General features: G+C 45.6%; 13 protein-coding genes and 1 pseudogene. All 14 read left to right on the forward strand.

Annotated elements, in window-relative coordinates; all coding sequences use genetic code 11:
- The first annotated feature begins 91 nt into the window (after positions 1-91).
- The 14 genes and pseudogenes from thrC to polA all read left to right on the forward strand — a co-directional run bounded on the left by thrC (position 92) and on the right by polA (position 15,871).
- On the forward strand, positions 92-1,576 hold the full coding sequence (gene thrC / locus WKT08_RS10065; protein WP_014712664.1) for a threonine synthase: 1,485 nt from the start codon (positions 92-94) through the stop codon (positions 1,574-1,576).
- A gap of 50 nt (positions 1,577-1,626) precedes the next feature.
- Positions 1,627-2,907 (forward strand): MATE family efflux transporter, encoded by a 1,281-nt coding sequence (locus WKT08_RS10070; RefSeq protein ID WP_254728462.1) that lies wholly within the window; start codon positions 1,627-1,629, stop codon positions 2,905-2,907.
- A complete protein-coding gene (locus WKT08_RS10075; RefSeq protein ID WP_151191237.1) occupies positions 2,904-3,533 on the forward strand; it encodes an HAD-IA family hydrolase in 630 nt (209 codons plus the stop codon). The genes WKT08_RS10070 and WKT08_RS10075 overlap by 4 nt, the downstream gene beginning before the upstream one ends.
- Before the next feature lie 268 nt (positions 3,534-3,801).
- Positions 3,802-4,230, forward strand: coding sequence for a MarR family winged helix-turn-helix transcriptional regulator (locus WKT08_RS10080; RefSeq protein ID WP_021154236.1), 429 nt, complete (start codon positions 3,802-3,804; stop codon positions 4,228-4,230).
- Between the two features lie 15 nt (positions 4,231-4,245).
- Positions 4,246-4,608 carry a DUF1304 domain-containing protein gene (locus WKT08_RS10085; protein WP_023920162.1) on the forward strand — a complete coding sequence of 121 codons (363 nt, stop codon included), beginning with the start codon at positions 4,246-4,248 and terminating at the stop codon, positions 4,606-4,608.
- Positions 4,609-5,122: 514 nt separating this feature from the next.
- Positions 5,123-6,481 carry an anthranilate synthase component I gene (trpE, locus tag WKT08_RS10090; RefSeq protein ID WP_340281856.1) on the forward strand — a complete coding sequence of 453 codons (1,359 nt, stop codon included), beginning with the start codon at positions 5,123-5,125 and terminating at the stop codon, positions 6,479-6,481.
- Positions 6,478-7,041 (forward strand): annotated as a pseudogene (locus tag WKT08_RS10095) (aminodeoxychorismate/anthranilate synthase component II); the annotation flags it as partial. The gene trpE and the pseudogene WKT08_RS10095, both read left to right, overlap by 4 nt.
- Before the next feature lie 6 nt (positions 7,042-7,047).
- Positions 7,048-8,052 carry an anthranilate phosphoribosyltransferase gene (gene trpD, locus WKT08_RS10100; protein ID WP_340281917.1) on the forward strand — a complete coding sequence of 335 codons (1,005 nt, stop codon included), beginning with the start codon at positions 7,048-7,050 and terminating at the stop codon, positions 8,050-8,052.
- Positions 8,049-8,816 carry an indole-3-glycerol phosphate synthase TrpC gene (gene trpC / locus WKT08_RS10105; RefSeq protein WP_340281858.1) on the forward strand — a complete coding sequence of 256 codons (768 nt, stop codon included), beginning with the start codon at positions 8,049-8,051 and terminating at the stop codon, positions 8,814-8,816. Before trpD ends, trpC begins: the two co-directional genes overlap by 4 nt.
- Positions 8,803-9,390: a phosphoribosylanthranilate isomerase gene (locus WKT08_RS10110; protein ID WP_061604686.1), complete on the forward strand. Its 588-nt coding sequence runs from the start codon at positions 8,803-8,805 to the stop codon at positions 9,388-9,390. The genes trpC and WKT08_RS10110 overlap by 14 nt, the downstream gene beginning before the upstream one ends.
- Positions 9,380-10,585 (forward strand): tryptophan synthase subunit beta, encoded by a 1,206-nt coding sequence (gene trpB / locus WKT08_RS10115; protein WP_340281862.1) that lies wholly within the window; start codon positions 9,380-9,382, stop codon positions 10,583-10,585. The genes WKT08_RS10110 and trpB overlap by 11 nt, the downstream gene beginning before the upstream one ends.
- 1 nt (position 10,586) lies before the next feature.
- Positions 10,587-11,363: a tryptophan synthase subunit alpha gene (gene trpA, locus WKT08_RS10120; RefSeq protein WP_023920174.1), complete on the forward strand. Its 777-nt coding sequence runs from the start codon at positions 10,587-10,589 to the stop codon at positions 11,361-11,363.
- Between the two features lie 141 nt (positions 11,364-11,504).
- Complete coding sequence (locus WKT08_RS10125) at positions 11,505-12,968, forward strand: alpha-L-fucosidase (protein ID WP_340281865.1); 1,464 nt, start codon at positions 11,505-11,507, stop codon at positions 12,966-12,968.
- Positions 12,969-13,225: 257 nt separating this feature from the next.
- A complete protein-coding gene (polA, locus tag WKT08_RS10130) occupies positions 13,226-15,871 on the forward strand; it encodes a DNA polymerase I (RefSeq protein ID WP_340281868.1) in 2,646 nt (881 codons plus the stop codon).
- The last annotated feature ends 52 nt before the right edge of the window (positions 15,872-15,923 follow it).

The following is a 15,923-nucleotide window of genomic DNA, read 5'->3' on the forward strand; positions in this document are numbered from 1 at the left end:
CCGACCTTTGCCAAGATTTGGCGAAAAGCCGTTAAATTTTCTGACATTTATGATATAATGAGAAGACTACTAGTAAAGGAATGAAACAGTCATGACATTAGTTTATCAATCAACACGAGATGAAAAAAATACTGTAACAGCTAGTCAAGCCATCCTTCAAGGATTGGCGACAGATGGCGGTTTGTTTACTCCAGTCTCTTATCCTCAAGTAGAGCTGGATTTTGATACCCTCAAAGACGCTTCTTACCAAGAAGTGGCCAAGCTTGTTTTGTCAGCCTTTTTGGACGACTTTACAGCAGAAGAGTTGGACTACTGTATTTCTCATGCTTATGACAGCAAGTTTGATACCCCAGCTATTGCTCCGCTTGTCAAACTCGATGGGCAATACAACTTGGAACTTTTCCACGGTTCCACCATTGCCTTTAAAGATATGGCTTTGTCGATCTTGCCTTACTTTATGACAACAGCAGCTAAAAAGCACGGTTTGGAAAATAAAATTGTCATCTTGACGGCGACTTCTGGAGATACTGGAAAAGCTGCGATGGCAGGTTTTGCCGATGTTCCAGGAACAGAGATCATTGTCTTTTATCCAAAAGATGGTGTCAGCAAGGTGCAAGAATTGCAAATGACGACTCAAACGGGGGACAATACCCATGTCATCGCGATCGATGGAAACTTTGACGATGCCCAAACCAATGTCAAACACATGTTCAATGATGTGGCGCTCCGTGAAAAATTAGCAGCCAACAAGATGCAATTCTCATCAGCCAACTCTATGAACATTGGCCGTTTGGTGCCTCAGGTTGTCTATTACGTATACGCCTATGCGCAATTGGTCAAGACAGGCCAAATCACAGCGGGAGAAAAAGTCAATTTCACTGTTCCAACAGGAAACTTTGGAAATATCTTGGCAGCTTTCTATGCCAAACAAATCGGTCTTCCAGTTGGGAAATTGATCTGTGCGTCAAATGAAAACAATGTCTTGACAGACTTCTTCAAAACACATGTCTATGATAAGAAACGTGAGTTCAAGGTGACCACTAGCCCATCAATGGATATTTTGGTCTCTTCAAACTTGGAACGCTTGATTTTCCACTTGGTAGGCAATGATGCCACAAAGACCAAAGAGTTGATGGAAAGCCTTGTTGCAACAGGTCAGTACCAATTGTCCAACTTTGATGCAGACATCTTAGATTTGTTTGCGGCTGCATACGCAGATGAAGCAGAAACTGCTGCAGAGATCAAGCGGGTCTATGAAGCGTCTGATTACATCGAAGACCCTCATACAGCCGTAGCATCAGCCGTTTATCAAAAATACCGGACCCAAACAGGGGATACTGCTAAAACAGTCATTGCCTCTACAGCAAGTCCTTATAAATTCCCGGTTGTGGCAGTAGAAGCGGTGACGGGCGAGACAGGTCTAGGTGATTTCGAAGCCTTGGCTAAATTACACACACTCTCAGGTGTTCCTGTGCCACCGGCTGTAGACGGCCTTGAAACTGCACCGGTTCGCCATCGTACAAGCGTGGCAGCCAAAGACATGCAAGCAGCCGTAGAAGACTACTTGGGACTTTAATTCTTCCTATTAGAAAGATCAAAAGAGCCGTTTGGCTCTTTTATATACGCATGAATTCATACAAAAAAATCTTAAACATCGCCCTTCCTGCCATGGGTGAAAATTTCTTACAAATGCTGATGGGCATGGTGGACTCTTATTTAGTGGCTCACCTGGGCTTGATTGCCATTTCAGGTGTTTCCGTCGCAGGGAATATCATCACGATCTATCAAGCCATCTTTTTGGCACTGGGTGCGGCAGTTGCCAGTGTAATGTCCAAAAGCTTGGGTGAAAAAAATAAAGAAACCATTGCCTACCATGCGACAGAGTCACTGAAGGTGACCTTGTTGTTGAGTGCTCTCCTAGGAGGGGCTTCGCTGTTATTTGGACGCCAGATGATTTCGCTGTTGGGGACTGAAGCTGCAGTAGCCGAAAGCGGGGGGATTTACCTTTCCTTGGTTGGCGGGACCATAGTTCTCTTAGGATTGATGACGACCTTGGGCTCCTTGGTTCGGGTGGCCAACAATCCACGTCTTCCTATGTATGTGAGCCTGTTGACCAATCTATTAAACGCTCTGTTCTCCTCTGTAGCCATTTTCCTTTTTGGTTGGGGCATTGTTGGTGCAGCTTTGGGGACAGTGCTGGCCCGTCTGGTGGGCGTCATCCTCTTGTGGCAAAAGGTCCAGCTACCCTTTGCCCCCCTTGGTTGGGGATTGGATCGTAAGCTCTTGAACTTAGCGCTTCCAGCTGCCGGGGAGCGGCTGATGATGCGAGCTGGAGATGTGGTGATCATTGCGATCGTGGTTGCTTTTGGGACCGAGGCAGTCGCAGGAAATGCCATCGGAGAGACCTTGACCCAGTTTAACTATATGCCTGTATTTGGAGTGGCCACAGCGACGGTCATGCTCGTGGCACGGAGCCTAGGTGAAGGTGATCTTGAGCAGATTGCTCGCCTTCGAAAGCAGTCTTACTGGTTGTCCTTCGTGTTAATGTTACCTATTGCCTTGGGAATCTTTTTTGGGGGCACCCTTCTGACCCATCTCTACACCCAAGATACAAAAGCAGTAGAAGCTAGTTTATCGGTTGTCCTCTTTTCTTTGTTAGGAACGCCGTTTACGGCAGGGACAGTCATCTATACAGCTGTTTGGCAAGGCTTGGGAAATGGGAAGCTTCCATTTTATGCGACGACGATTGGCATGTGGGTCATTCGAATTGGAGCCGGTTATCTGCTTGGAGTAACCCTTGGCTTTGGCCTTCCAGGGGTCTGGACGGGGACGCTGCTCGACAATGGCTTCCGTTGGCTATTTTTGAGTCAGCTATATAGACGAAAAGTAGGAGAGAAGAAAAAATGACAAAACGAGCCTTTATTTGGGATTTGGATGGGACCTTGCTAGATTCCTATGATGCTATTCTGGCAGGTCTTGAGGAGACCTATGCAACTTATCAGCTTCCCTTTGACCGAGCCAGCATTAAAGATTTCATCTTGAAGCATTCGGTCCAAGATCTTTTAGTAGCCGTGGCGGAGGAGTATCATCTGGATGTGACTGACTTGAATCATCGTCGAGCAGAAAGTCTAGCGGAGAAAAATGCCCAGGTCCTTCTGATGGATGGGGCGCCTGATGTCCTATCCTGGGCACAAGAAGCTGGAATTGAGCAGTTTGTCTATACCCATAAGGGAGAGAACGCCTTTGTCATCCTGCGGGACTTGGGTTTGGAATCTTTTTTTACAGAGATTTTGACCAGTCAAAGTGGTTTTGCCCGCAAGCCTGACCCAGAAGCTGCTAGGTATCTGATGGAGAAGTACGGGGTGGAGCCAGAAAATACCTACTATATTGGGGATCGGAGCCTGGATATTGACTTTGCAAGAAATAGCCAGATTCAGAGTATCAATTTCTTGGCGTCTGACTATCAAGGTAATCATCAGATGAACACCTTACTAGATATTCCAGTTATTTTAAACGCTGAAAAGAATCTGTAAAGAATTTGTTTTCATTTTGAAATAAAGTCGTAAGCTTTCTTTAAGAAATGTCCGCTATAATAGAACCATAAACAAAGACCTCCTAACTTTGTTTAGAAAAATCCTAAAACTTTTCTTTTTCATAATAATCTCCCTAAGAGTCGCCAAATCAGGCGGCTTTTTTTGTGCGGAAAAACAGTGCAAGCTCTTTTCCTTGCAAGAGGATATGAAATATTTTATAATTGATTAGTCAATTATTGATTTATCAAAAATAATACGGAGAAGGAATATGGCAGAAATAAATGATTTGCTCTACCAACTACGCTTGGCAGATCAATCAACTACGCAACTCTTTGAAAAGCGCCTAGGGATTAGCTTAACACGTTATCAAATTTTGCAGGATTTATTAGAACAAGCACCTTGCAATCAGATCGCGGTTCAGGAGCGCTTGCAGATTGATCCAGCGGCTTTAACCCGGCATTTCAAAATATTAGAAAAGGAAGGATTTGTCCATCGGAGTCGAAATCCAAAAAACCAGCGGGAAATCTTAATTCATTTGACGGATACGGCCTATAATCGTTTGGTCAAACATCCCCCTTGCTATCATGTGGCGGTGAAAGAACAGATGAGTCGGATTTTGACTGCTCAAGAACAAGAGCAATTTTCTTACCTGCTGGACAAATTAGTATCTGGCATTGAACAAATAACAGTTGAATAAAAAGGAGAATCTACGATGTCATTACTGACGATTATTTTAGCAAGTCTTGCTGCATTGGAGCATCTATATATTTTTTATTTGGAGAGCATCAGAACCACATCTGATACCACAAGTCGGGTTTTCAACATGGATAAAGAAGAACTCGCTCGTCCATCTGTGACCTCTTTATTTAAGAATCAAGGGATATACAATGCCTTGATTGGGGTGTTCCTCTTGTATGGATTGTTTGTCTCTAAAAATAGTGAAGTTGTTACGATTTTTGTGCTCTTTATTATTGGAGCTGCGGCCTACGGTGCGATGACAGCCAATAAAAAGATTATCTTGACCCAAGGTGGCCCTGCTATTTTGGCCTTGTTAAGTATCCTATTTTTGGGTTAAAAAAGATGCGCCGATAGGGAACTTTGAGTTGATTGTATTAAATAAGTGTAGAAAAAAGTATAAAAAAAGACTAAAAATTTTATTGACTTTCGAAGAAAAAGGGTTATAATGGTAGCAACAGAAAAGTAATGAGTCAGCTATTTCCAGGGAGCTTGTGGGAATTGTGAACAAGCAATAGCGACTGATGAAAATTGGACTGTTATGATTAATGAATTCTAACCCATGTGAATTCGGTTGGCACCCCTTACCGTGCAACTCCTTGATAGAGGAGATAGAGATGTAGGGAAAGACCAGCTATTTTTCCCTATAAAAGAGGTGGCACCGCGGACATTACGCCCTCACACAGTTTTTGTGTGAGGGCTTTTCTATGTGCCTTAGCAAGCGAAGCGAGCTTAGGCACATAGATCCCAAAGCGAGAATTGAGCGATGGGATACCCTTGATCGCCTTAGCAAGAAAAGCATGGGCCGGCGGAATTCCTTAGAATAAAAGAGTTCTAGAAGAGAGGTTTCTGATATGAAAAAAGTTTTATCTGCTGATGTGTTGAGTCCAATTTTGGCTTATATGCGTTTGGATGCGCCCCATAAAATGATCTTAGAGTCAATTCCTCGTGAAAAAGAGAATGCGCGTTTTTCAATTGTAGCCTATCGGCCAGTCAGTGAAGTCAAGTTTGAACATGGCGTCCTCTATTACAATGATCAAATTGTTGAAGAGGATCCTTTAGACTTTTTGAACCGCATCACGGTCAAAACGAAAACTTCTGAAGAGCTTCCTTTTAACGGTGGGGCGATTGGATTTGTCGGCTATGACTTGATTGGCCTCTATGAGAACATTGGTTCCATTCCTGAAGATACGATTGGCACACCAGATCTTCACTTTTTCTTATATGAGAGCTATGTGATTTTTGATCACAAAAAGGAAAAGGTCTATGTGGTGGAAGAGAACCTCTATAGTGGACGGAGTGAAGCAGAGCAAGCGTCGAGCTTGGAGCAAGTATTAGCACAATTGGCAAGACCTGCAAAAGAAGAGTTTCAGGACAAGGACCTGCATGCGCTTCATTTCCACAATCATTTGGAGCAAAAAGAGTTTGAGGAAATGGTGGCCCTAGCGCGGGACTATATTCGAAAAGGAGATATGTTCCAATGCGTGCTCAGTCAACGTTTTTCAGCTGACTTTTCAGGAAAACCACTAGATTATTACCGCAATTTGCGCGTGACCAACCCTTCGAATTATCTCTACTTTTATGATTTTGGGGAGTACCAAATTATCGGTGCTAGTCCAGAAAGTCTGGTGTCGGTCAAGGACCGAGTGGTGACAACTAATCCCATTGCGGGCACGCGTCCCAGAGGGCTCGATGAAGAGAGTGATCGGAAATTGGCAGCTGATTTGGCAGGGGATCCAAAAGAAGTCGCAGAGCACCGGATGTTGGTGGATCTAGGGCGCAATGATATTGGTCGTATTGCTCAAAATGGGTCAGTTGAAGTGACCAAATATATGGAAGTGGAATTCTTCCGTTATGTCATGCACCTGACCAGTGTGGTCAAGGGGCAATTACTTCCTGGACTAGCCTCTATTGAGGCTCTGAAGGCAACTCTTCCAGCTGGAACAGTTTCTGGTGCTCCCAAGATTCGAGCCATGAAGCGAATCTATGAGGCAGAAAAAGAGAAACGCGGGGTCTATGCGGGGGCTATTGGCTATCTCTCTGTGACGGGGGATCTCGATTTTGCTATTGCGATTCGAACCATGATCCTCAAAAATAAGAAGGCTTATGTGCAGGCTGGAGCAGGAATCGTTTATGATTCGATCGCTGAAAATGAATACCAAGAAACCGTCAATAAGGCAAAATCAATGACAAGGATTGGAGAAGAAGGATGATTTTATTAGTAGATAATTACGATTCATTTACCTACAATTTAGCACAGTATATCGGAAAATTTGATGAGGTCCAGGTGCTTCGAAATGATGATCCGGATTTGTACCAGGTTGCCCAAGAAGCAGCTGCCTTGGTCTTTTCTCCAGGTCCAGGTTGGCCAAAGGATGCGGGCAAGATGGAGGAGATGATCCGAGATTTCGCAGGGGTCAAACCAATCTTGGGGATTTGCCTGGGACATCAAGCGATTGCGGAAGTTTTTGGAGGGCGCTTGGGATTGGCACCACAGGTCATGCATGGCAAACAAAGCCAGATACAGCTAGAAGCTCCCTCTCCTCTATACGCGGGTGTCGCAAAAGAAGTCCCAGTCATGCGTTACCATTCGCTGACGATTGAAGACATGCCAGAGGATTTTGTCATTACCTCTCGGACGACGGATGATCAAGCCATTATGGGAATTCAACACCGTAGCTTACCGATTTATGGTTTTCAATACCATCCAGAAAGTATTGGGACGCCAGATGGGCTCAAGACCATCGAAAATTTTGTCAAACTAGTCAAGAAGCGGAAGATGAAACAAGTGCTTGCAAAAGTAGCAGAAGGAATGGATCTAACCAGTGCAGAGTTAGAAGCTGCTATGGAGGAAGTCGTTGCTGGTCGTGCTTCAGAAGCACAGGTGACGGCCCTTCTTCTAGGTCTCAAAATGAAGGGAGAAACGGTTGAAGAGCGGACGGCTATTGCAAAAGTGATGCAGGCCTATGCAGTCGCTATTCCTACAGAAGTTCAAGGAGCAATGGACAATTGTGGAACTGGGGGTGATCGTTCTTATAGTTTCAATATTTCAACAACAGCTGCCTTCGTTCTTGCTGGTGGTGGCATCAAGATGGCGAAACACGGAAATCGTTCGATCTCTTCTAAATCTGGTTCTGCGGATGTACTAGAAGCTCTAGGGATTAACCTTGATTTGGGTCCAGAAGATTTGGGACGAGTGTTTGAAAAGGCGGGCATTGTCTTTCTGTTCGCCAAAAATCTGCACCCTGGCATGCGCTATATTATGCCCGCTCGCTTGGCGCTAGGGGTTCCAACGGTGATGAACTTAACCGGTCCTCTTATCAATCCGATTCCTCTAGAAACCCAGCTATTGGGAACCAGTCGTCCAGATATGCTGGAAAGTACGGCGGAGATTCTAAAGAATTTGGGTCGAAAACGCGCAGTGGTGGTGAGTGGTCCACAAGGTTTGGACGAGGCAGGTCTTGATGGGGAAACCCAGCTCGCTATTCTGGAAAATGGACAGGTTACCTTATCCAGCTTTCAACCAAAAGATATCGGAATGGAGCGCATTGAAATTGATCAAGTACGTGGTGGAGACGCCAAACGCAATGCGGAAATTTTGCTCAGCGTCTTGGAGAATGAAGCAAGTCCCTTCTTAGAGGTGACTGTCTTGAATGCTGGCCTTGGTTTTTATGCCAACGGCAAGGTAGATTCTATCAAAGAGGGGATTGCCTTGGCACGTGAAGTGATTGCCAGTGGGGCCGCCCTTGAGAAATTGAGATTATTACAGGAGTATCAAAAATGAGTCAAGAATTCTTGCCAAAGATTCTAAAGGAAAAGGCGCGTGAAGTGGCTGTGCTGAAAGAAGAGGAACTCCAACCTTTGCGCGAGACCTACCGCTTGTATGATTACCTAAAGAGTCATCCAGAAAAGCTTCAGGTTATTGCGGAAGTGAAAAAGGCTAGTCCGAGTCTGGGAGATATTCATGTTGATGTGGATATCGTCGCGCAGGCTAAGACTTACGAAGAAAATGGGGCCGTGATGATTTCTGTCTTGACCGATGAAGTGTTTTTCAAGGGTAGTATCGAGTATCTCCGGGAAATATCTAGTCAAGTACGTATCCCCACCCTCAACAAAGATTTTATTGTGGATGAAAAACAAGTGATTCGGGCGCGAAACGCAGGGGCGACCGTGATCTTGTTGATAGTTGCAGCCTTACCAGAGGCTCGTCTGAAAGAACTCTTCGATTTTGCGACCCATCTGGGCCTGGAGGTTTTGGTGGAGACCCATAATCTGACAGAACTAGAGGTGGCTCACCGGATTGGGGCTCAGATCATAGGGGTCAATAATCGCAACTTGGTGACCTTTGAGACAGATCTCCATACTAGCCTTGAATTAGCGACCAATTTTGAACAAGAACCGGTTTACGTCTCTGAGTCTGCTATTTTCACAGCAGCAGACGCGCGCATGCTGGCTCCTTATTTTAATGGCATTCTCGTTGGGACAGCTCTCATGAAGGCAGACAATGTGGCTGAAAAAGTAAAGGAGTTGCAGATTGACAAAGGTTAAAATTTGCGGACTGTCCACTCCAGAAGCTGTCCAGACAGCTGTTGAAGCTGGTGCGGACTACATTGGTTTTGTCTTTGCACCAAGCAAACGGCAAGTCACGTTGGAGCAAGCTCGGCAGTTGGCTACAGGCATTCCAAAGGGAGTTCAAAAAGTCGGTGTTTTTGTATCACCACAAAGAGAAGAAGTGGAGCAAGCTTGCCAAGTTGTGGGCTTGGACCTGATACAGGTGCATGGACCGATGGATGAAACCATTTTGCAAGACCTTCCCCAACAAACGATTCGAGCTGTTCAAGTGGGGAAAGACGCAACTCTTCCTGAGACTGGTGCTGATTATCTGCTCTTTGATGCTCCTGTAGCAGGAAGTGGGCAGACCTTTAACTGGCAAGAACTCGAAACCCAAAATTTCACAAAGCCCTTCTTTATTGCAGGGGGCTTGACAGTAGATAATGTAGCAGATGCTATTCGCTTCTTTCATCCTTATGCGGTGGATGTATCCAGTGGGGTCGAGACAAATGGAATAAAAGATCAAGAAAAGATAAAACGATTTATAGAAAGGGTCAAGCATGGCATATAAACAACCAGATAAAAACGGATTTTACGGGCGGTTCGGGGGACGATTTGTCCCTGAAACCTTGATGACAGCAGTTTTAGAATTAGAAGAAGCCTATAGAGAAAGTCAAGCAGATCCTTCTTTTCAAGCAGAATTGGATCAGCTTCTGAAACAATATGTCGGTCGGGAAACACCGCTCTATTACGCTAAGAATCTAACCAAGTATGTTGGTGGAGCCAAGATTTTTCTTAAAAGAGAAGACCTCAACCACACAGGGGCTCATAAAATTAATAATGCTCTAGGACAGGTTTTGTTGGCACACCGGATGGGCAAAAAGAAGATCATCGCAGAAACAGGGGCCGGACAGCACGGTGTTGCAACAGCAACAGCTGCTGCTTTATTTGATATGGAATGTACCATCTACATGGGGGAAGAAGATGTCAAACGCCAAGCCCTCAATGTCTTTCGGATGGAATTGTTGGGCGCCAAGGTTCAATCAGTAACAGATGGGTCACGGGTTCTCAAGGATGCGGTCAATGCTGCCCTTAGAGCCTGGGTAGCAAATGTGGAGGATACCCACTATATCATGGGGTCTGCTCTAGGGCCTCATCCATTCCCAGAGATTGTCCGTGATTTTCAAAGTGTCATCGGTCGAGAAGCCAAACGCCAATTTGCAGAGCAAAATGATGGTGCGCTACCAGATGCAGTCTTAGCCTGTGTAGGAGGCGGATCGAACGCCATTGGGCTCTTTTATCCTTTTGTTGAGGATGCCTCTGTTGCCATGTATGGGGCGGAAGCTGCTGGCCTTGGGGTAGATACAGACCAGCATGCAGCAACCTTAACCAAGGGACGTCCGGGAGTCCTTCACGGCGCCTTGATGGATGTTTTACAGGATGCCCATGGACAGATTTTAGAAGCCTTCTCGATTTCGGCAGGTCTCGATTATCCAGGGATTGGGCCAGAGCATTCTTATTTCCATGACATCAAGCGGGCAACCTATGTGCCTGTGACAGACCAAGAAGCCCTAGAAGCCTTTCAATTGCTTTCGAAAGTAGAAGGAATCATTCCAGCTCTGGAATCGAGCCATGTTATCGCCTATGCGGTGAAGTTGGCTAAGGAGATGGGACCTGAAAAATCTATGATTGTTTGCTTATCAGGTCGTGGGGATAAAGATGTGGTACAAGTCAAAGACCGCCTAGAAAAAGAGAGAGGAGAGTAAGATGGGAAAGACCTTAACAGAGCATTTACAAAAGCTGAAAGACCAGCAGCAAGGGATCTTTGTTCCTTATATTATGGCAGGAGATCATGAAAAAGGCTTGGCAGGTTTGCAGGAAACCATCCAATTTTTGGAGGAACTTGGTGTCTCAGCTATTGAGGTTGGTATTCCTTTTTCGGATCCGGTGGCAGATGGTCCTGTGATTGAAGAGGCGGGACTACGAAGTTTAGCCCATGGGACGACGACAGAGGAACTGGTGCAAACGATCCAGCACTTAGAGACAAGTGTTCCTTTGGTCATCATGACCTATTTCAACCCCTTGTTCCAATATGGTCTAGAAAACTTTTTTAGAGATGTAGAAGGAACAGCAGTCAAGGGAGTGATTATTCCGGACCTCCCCCATGAGCATGCGGATCTGGTAGAACCTCTCTTAGTGGATAAAGACATCGCTTTGGTGCCGCTAGTGAGCTTAACCACAGGAATCAAGCGCCAGAAGAAATTGATCCAAGATGCAGAAGGATTTATCTATGCCGTTGCCGTCAATGGAGTGACGGGGAAAGCTGGTAGCTATCGAGATGATTTGGATCACCATTTGGCCCAATTACATGAAATAGCGTCTATTCCTGTTTTAACAGGTTTTGGAGTTTCCAGCATGGAGGATGTTCACCGTTTCAACAAGGTCTCAGATGGGGTTATTGTGGGGTCCAAAATCGTTAAGGCTCTCCACCAAGGGGAGACAGACGCCATTGCTCGTTTTATTTCTCAAGCAGTGAAGGGTTAGAAGCTTCATTCCATTCATCATCAGCTTGATTCTCCTAGATCAAGCTCTTTGTCTACTATTTTAAACATTCCCCTCGTTGGTCTTTACAAACGAGGCTTTCTCGTTACAATAGAGGTAGTAACAAGAAAAGAGGAGAAGAGAATGATAAGCCTTGAAGAGATTGATCAAGTCATCCAGTCAGGTCCTTTTGAACCCACCTGGGACTCTCTTAGCCATCAAGTCTGTCCGGATTGGTATCGGGATGCCAAATTTGGAATGTTTATCCACTGGGGCGTCTACAGTGTACCTGCCTTTGGTTCAGAATGGTATTCGCGAAATATGTATATCCAAGGGAATCCTTGTTGTGACTATCATCGAGAGCATTTTGGAGACCAGGCCGGCTTTGGCTACAAGGATCTCATTCCTCTTTTTACAGCCGATCGCTTTGATCCGGCATCTTGGCTAGATCTCTTTCAAAAAGCGGGAGCCCAGTATCTTTTTCCAGTTGCGGAGCACCACGATGGTTTTCAGATGTATGCCTCTACTCTCTCGCCTTATAATAGCTTAGAAATGGGGCCGAGACGAGATGTCTTAGGAGAGCTGAGGGAGGAAGCAGAAAAACGTGGTCTGCACTTTTGTACGTCTTCTCACCGGGCAGAACACCAGTTTTTCTTTTCACATGGCAAGGAATTCACTAGTGACATTCCGCAAGAAGTCCCAAGAGACAGCCTTTATTGGCCAGCGGAGCCAGAGCCCAAGGATCATTTTGATCTGACTTCTAAGCCTTATCCAAGTAAAGAATTCTTGGAAGATTGGCTGTTGCGAACCTGTGAACTGGTGCGGGACTACCAACCAGAGCTCCTATATTTTGACTGGTGGATCCAGCATGAGAGTTTCCGTCCCTACTTGATGCGCTTTTTGGCTTATTATTACAATCTAGCAGCACAAGAGGATCGCAAGGTGGCTGTTTGTTACAAACAGGACGCCCTCCCTTTCGGTTCAGGAATCGTTGAGATGGAGCGGGGAGGATACGGAGAGACGCAAGCCTTTCCGTGGCAAATGGATACCGCGATCGCCCGTAATTCTTGGTGTTATACCCAGGATCTAGCCTACAAGACCAGTAAGGAATTGCTACAAAATTTAGTTGATGTTGTGGCCAAAAATGGCAATCTTCTGCTCAATATTGGACCCAAGGCAGATGGCACTATACCTGAGCAAGACCAAGACATCCTCACAGAGATCGGGGACTGGCTGGCGGTAAATGGAGAAGCCATTTATCAGAGTCGGCCTTGGCGGGTGTCATCGGACGGACCGACCGAGGCCCAGGAAGGTTCCTTCTCAGACGGGCAAGCGCCACTCTATACCAGCCAAGATTTCCGCTATACCATGCGTGATGGCTTTCTTTATGCCATCCAGCTGGAACCAAGTGGAAGGACGGAAGAGTTGACCTTGCCGTCTCTCGCCTATGATCTCAAGCAACCGAGAATTCTTCATGCGCGCATTCAAAAGCTAGAACTCCTTGGAGAAAGTCAGCTTCTTTCTTGGAGCCAAGATGAGACAGGGCTCCATCTTCAGTTACCAGCTTGTAGGAAAAAACAACCGCGTGTTTTGCGCCTCAGCTTTTAGTTTTCTTGAAGCTTTCTATAAGGAATCGTTTAGGTTTCTCTTGTATACTGTACTCATCCAATAAGAAATGAGGTACAGAAAATGAAAATCTCAGTTAATTATCCAAAACGCTTTAAGAAATTGCCACAACAAGGTTCTTGTTACGGCGAGTAAACACTTCTCTTCATTTTTCATAAGAAACTCCTAAAAAAGACTCTACCCGAAAGGGTAGAGTTTTTATGTACCAGAGACCTTGCGATTCATGGTATAATAGGCCTATGGAAAAAAAGAATAAATTACTACTCATCGACGGCTCTTCCGTCGCTTTTCGTGCCTTTTTCGCACTTTATAATCAAATCGATCGCTTCAAAAATGCTAATGGGTTGCATACCAATGCGGTCTATGGCTTTAATCTCATGTTGAGCCATCTCTTGGAGCGCATCCAACCAACCCATGTCCTCGTCGCCTTTGATGCAGGAAAGACGACTTTTCGGACGGAGATGTATGCTGACTACAAAGGGGGGCGTGCAAAAACACCAGATGAATTCCGCGAGCAGTTCCCTTTTATTCGTGAGCAATTAGACCATCTGGGAATTCGTCATTATGAGCTGGCCCAGTATGAAGCGGATGACATTATTGGAACGCTGGATAAGTTGGCAGAATCCACTTCTGTTCCTTTTGATGTGACCATCGTTTCTGGGGACAAGGACTTGATCCAGCTAACAGATGACAATACGGTGGTTGAAATCTCCAAAAAAGGGGTGGCAGAGTTTGAAGAATTCACTCCAGCCTATCTGAAAGAAAAGATGGGACTGACACCGGAGCAATTTATCGACCTCAAGGCCTTGATGGGAGATAAGTCGGATAATATCCCAGGTGTTACCAAGATTGGAGAAAAGACCGGGATCAAACTACTCCTAGAGTACGGCTCTCTTGATGGCATTTACGAGCATATTGACGAGATGAAGCCTTCTAAAATGAAGGAAAATCTCATCAACGACAAGGAACAGGCTTACCTGTCCAAGACCCTTGCGACCATCGATACCAATGCACCTATTGAGATTGGCCTGGACGATATCACCTATACAGGTCCCCATCTTGAAAATCTGGCTAAGTTTTATGAGGAGATGGGCTTCAAGCAACTCCGTCAGGCCTTGGATCTAGGCGGAGAAGAAGCTGCTCCCGTAACCATTAACTACATGGAGGTAGAGCAGGTCACCTCGGATATGCTCACAGAAGATAGTTTCTTCCATTTTGAGATCTTTGGAGACAATTACCACATAGAACCCATCATCGGTTTTGCATGGGGGACAAAAGGTCAGCTCTACGCTAGCACAGACAGTAGTCTTTTACAAACACCGATTTTTAAAGAATTTCTCGAAAAAACGCCCCTCAAGGTTTATGACTTCAAGCGGGCCAAGGTCTTGCTCAGCCACTTGGGCATTACCCTGCAAAAGCCGGCTTTTGATAGTCGGTTGGCCAAGTATCTCTTGTCGACCGTAGAGGACAATGAAATTTCAACGATTGCGAGCCTCTATAGCCAGATTGCGCTACCGCTCGACGAAGTTGTTTATGGCAAGGGGGCCAAAAAAGCCATTCCAGAAAAGCCGGTTCTATTAGAGCATTTGGCACGAAAAGTCGCTGTTCTACTAGACACGGAAGAGCCTATGAAGGAGCAGTTGCAAGCCCATGACCAACTAGATTTGCTCTATGATATGGAGCAACCACTAGCGGCTGTTCTAGCCAAGATGGAAATCGCAGGGATTAAAGTAGAACGCCAGACCCTCCAAGACATGCAGGTGGAAAACGAAGCAGTCTTGGAGCGCCTGACCCAAGAAATCTACGAGTTGGCAGGAGAAGAGTTCAATATCAATTCTCCAAAACAATTGGGGGTCATCCTCTTTGAAAAATTGGAACTCCCTCTTGAATACACCAAAAAGACTAAAACCGGCTATTCGACGGCTGTTGATGTCTTGGAACGCCTGGCTCCAATTGCACCGATTGTGTCTAAGATTCTCGAATACCGCCAGATTGCTAAGATTCAGTCAACCTATGTCATCGGGCTTCAAGACTGGATTTTGGAAGATGGGAAAATCCATACCCGCTATGTGCAAGACTTGACGCAGACAGGCCGTTTGTCTAGCGTGGATCCCAATCTGCAAAACATTCCTGTCCGTTTGGAACAAGGCCGTCTCATTCGTAAAGCCTTTGTCCCAGAAGAGGAAAACAGTGTCTTGTTGAGTTCGGACTATTCACAGATCGAACTGCGCGTCTTGGCCCATATTTCGGGAGATGAGCATTTGATTGATGCCTTTAAGCATGGGGCAGATATCCATACATCGACTGCTATGCGCGTCTTCAATATTGAAAAACCAGAAGACGTGACGCCGAATGACCGTCGCAATGCAAAAGCAGTAAACTTCGGTGTGGTTTATGGAATTTCCGACTTTGGACTGTCTAATAACCTAGGGATCAGTCGAAAAGAAGCCAAGGCCTACATTGAGACTTACTTCAAACGCTACCCTGGCATCAAGGACTATATGGAGAGAGTGGTACGGGAAGCGCGTGACAAAGGCTATGTGGAGACCCTCTTCAAGCGTCGTCGGGAGATTCCAGATATCAATTCTCGCAACTTCAATGTTCGAGGCTTTGCGGAGCGGACAGCTATCAACTCACCAATCCAAGGATCTGCAGCAGACATCTTGAAAATTGCCATGATCCACTTGGACCAAGCGCTAGAAAGAGGAGCATACAAGACCAAGATGCTTCTTCAAGTGCACGATGAAATCGTTCTGCAAGTACCAAGTGATGAACTGACGGCGATCAAAGAACTCGTCAAAGAGACCATGGAATCCGCTATCGAACTTGCAGTACCACTGGAAGCCGATGAAAACGAAGGCAAGACATGGTATGAAGCCAAATAAGATTGAGTTTGTCCAAAACAGAAAGCGGTAGGAGACTTTTCAGTTCCCTACC

Source organism: Streptococcus sp. HCA-5024 (assembly GCF_037890265.1).
Classification (GTDB): domain Bacteria; phylum Bacillota; class Bacilli; order Lactobacillales; family Streptococcaceae; genus Streptococcus; species Streptococcus lingualis.